This is a genomic window from Fulvivirga lutimaris, assembly GCF_009711525.1.
GTDB classification, from domain to species: domain Bacteria; phylum Bacteroidota; class Bacteroidia; order Cytophagales; family Cyclobacteriaceae; genus Fulvivirga; species Fulvivirga lutimaris.
In genome coordinates, this window is the sequence record NZ_SMLV01000143.1 from 1 (window position 1) to 2,985 (window position 2,985).

The 2,985-nt window shown below is 39.9% G+C and carries 2 protein-coding genes; both read left to right on the top strand.

Going from position 1 to position 2,985, the window contains the following annotated elements; all coding sequences use genetic code 11:
* A partial coding sequence (locus E1140_RS00865) for an amidohydrolase family protein (protein WP_221412601.1) occupies positions 1–2,005 on the top strand: 2,005 nt, incomplete at its 5' end.
* Position 2,006: 1 nt separating this feature from the next.
* Entirely contained in the window at positions 2,007–2,918 is a 912-nt protein-coding gene (locus E1140_RS00870) for a hypothetical protein (RefSeq protein WP_155178065.1), read from the top strand.
* Positions 2,919–2,985 lie beyond the last annotated feature (67 nt).

Here is a 2,985-nt window from a genome sequence, read left to right on the forward strand (position 1 = left end):
GAAGTACTTAATACCATTTGTGACAGCTATTATTTTGGCAAGCTGCAGCCAACCTGAAGAAAAAACTACCGCGAAAACTGATTATGAAGCCATCAATTACAAGCTTTTTTTCGGAGATAATGAGTCTGGTTACATGAAGAGTTGGTTGGCAGAGGATGGAACTTACAAGTACGAATGGGAATTTAATGACCGCGGTAGAGGACCGCATTTGGTAGAATCCATTAATCTGGATGAAAATGGATTTATATCTGCGCTAGAGATTATTGGGCACAATTATTTAAAAGATACCGTTTTTGAGCATTTTGAAAATAATGGCGAAAAAGCCGAGTGGAAAAGTACTTCTGAGGCAGGTGTGGCTACCGCAAAGGAAGGCCACTATCTGGGTATTAATAGTGGATTTGGCAATACAGAGTTGATGTTGAGAAATATGCTGACTTCAAAAGCTGAAACTATAGAGCTGTACCCTAGCGGTAATGTTAAGTTGTCAGGAACTAAAAAGTATACGTTTGGTGATACCCTGGAGCTACAGCTAGTAGAATACAACGGCCTTTCATTTACACCTTCCTATGTTTGGTTAGATGGCAATAACAGATTTTTTGCCTACCCATCTACATGGCTTACTTTCATTAGAGAAGGTTACGAAGACCTTAAGCAGGAACTCCTGGACCATCAGACCAACTCTGAAAAGGAGTATTATAAGAATTTAGCAAGAACACTGACCCAAATTCCTGACGGTAAAGTGGTATTTAAAAATGCGAATGTATTTGATGCACAGCAGGCAAAAATAATTACCAATAAGCATGTTGTAGTTAGTGAAGGCAAAATTGAAAGCATTATTGATGGAACTGCCGAGGTTCCCGAGGCAGCTGAGGTGATAGATGCCACCAATAAAACATTGTTACCAGGTTTGTTTGATATGCATGGGCATCTGGACAGGTCTCAGGGTCTAATGAATCTTGCTGCAGGAGTAACATCTGTGCGTGATATGGCTAATTCATTTGATTTGCCTGATATCAAAAAGGAGTTTGACGACAACACGGTACTAGGGCCAAGAATTTTAATAATGAGCGGGTTTATCGATAAAGCAGGACCATATGCAGGACCAATAGGCAAAATCATTAATAATTTGGAAGAGGGACTTGAAGCTATTGATTTCTATCATGAGCGAGGGTACCAACAAATTAAACTTTACAGTTCTATAGACCCTGAGTGGGTAAAGCCTTTGGCAGAAAGAGCTCATAGTTTAGGCATGAAATTGAGTGGCCATATTCCTTCTTATATGCTGGCAGAGGAAGCCATAGAGGCGGGTTATGATGAAATTCAGCATGTTAACATGTTGGCGTTAAACTTTTTAAGCGATACCATAGACACGCGTACACCTTTACGTTTCTCAATGATAGGTGAGCACACCCACACGCTTGATTTGGAAAGCAAAGAGTTTAAGGATTTTGTCAATTTGATGAAGGTTAACAATATTGTTTCCGACCCCACAGTATCCATATTTGAAGGCATGTTGTCATCAAAGGCAGGTGAGCCAGACCCATCTTTTGCTTCTATCCTTGATAGGTTACCAATTCAGGTGAAAAGAGGGTTTTATTCAGGAGGACTTCCAATTCCTGATGGTAAAGTCGATCAGTATAAGGCATCTTATGCCAAGCTGCTGGCTATCGTAAAGGCACTTTATGATGCAGGTATAGTTATCGTTCCTGGCACGGACTCAATGGTGGGCTTTGGGTTACATACTGAACTGGAGAATTATGTTAGAGCAGGTATCCCCGCTCCGGAGGTGCTCAAGATTGCCACATATAATTCTGCTGAAGTTATAGGAGTGCAAGAAGAGCTGGGCAGTATTGAAGTAGGGAAAACGGCCGATCTTATCTTAGTAAATGGTGATCCTATAAAAAATATAGGAGACATTCGAAAAGTGGATCTTACGATGAAAGGCGGTAATATGTACTCATCTAAAGATTTGTATGAGGCAATTGGTATAACGCATTATCAGTAAAATGAAAGCTTCAGTTCTTTTACTTCTACTATTTGCTACTCAAGTTTCTTTTGGTCAGAAATGGCCTATGCAAAATGATGCGAATTTTGATCCTGCCGTTTCAAATCCTGCTTTTGATGAGGGTGAAGAGCCAAAAATTCTTTTTGACGCAGGGCATCATAATTTTCTTGTAACCGAAGGCTTTATCAAGCCATTTGAAGCTTTGTCAAAAGCTGATGGCTATAATCCAGTTATTGACAGTGCACAATTTACGCCAGCCTATTTAGATCAGTTTGATATAATAATGATCATGACTGCGCTGCCTTTTGAATTCACCACTAAATTGGAGGTTACAGATGAGATTGCATTCACTGCAGACGAAATCAACAGCCTCTATGCATGGGTAAATAATGGAGGATCACTCTTAGTGTTCACTGAGCATGCCCCTTTTGATCAAGCTATCAATCCACTGCTTAAAAAGTTTAGATTAGAATCTACAGTGGGCTATGTCGTTGATAGTATGAATTATGATAATAGAGGGCACTCTGGTTGGATTGTTTACTCTGAAGAAAATGGATTGCTGAATACAAATCATCCGATTGTTAAAGGGAGAAATAGTTCAACAAGAGTGAGCAACCTAACCACTTATGGAGGAAGTGCTCTTAAGGGAGAAGGTTATGAAAATGTATTGCAATTATCACCATCAGCCCAAATAACAAAACACACAACAGGAGTGGGACCACGAGGTTCAGGAACTTCTCAATGCTTAGTTGGCACAGTAGGTAATGGAAAAGTTGTGGCTCTTGGAGATTCTAATGGATTTAGCTCCATGTTATTTAAGATCAAAGACTCAGAAATCTCTGCTGGCCTAAATGACAGCGGCTATGATTGGAAGCAGATGGCCAGAAATGTACTTTATTGGTTAAGCCAATGAAATTAAAAAAGCCCCTCCTGGATATCCAAGAGGGGCTTTTTTTAACTCGCTTTTAGTAGTTTATCTT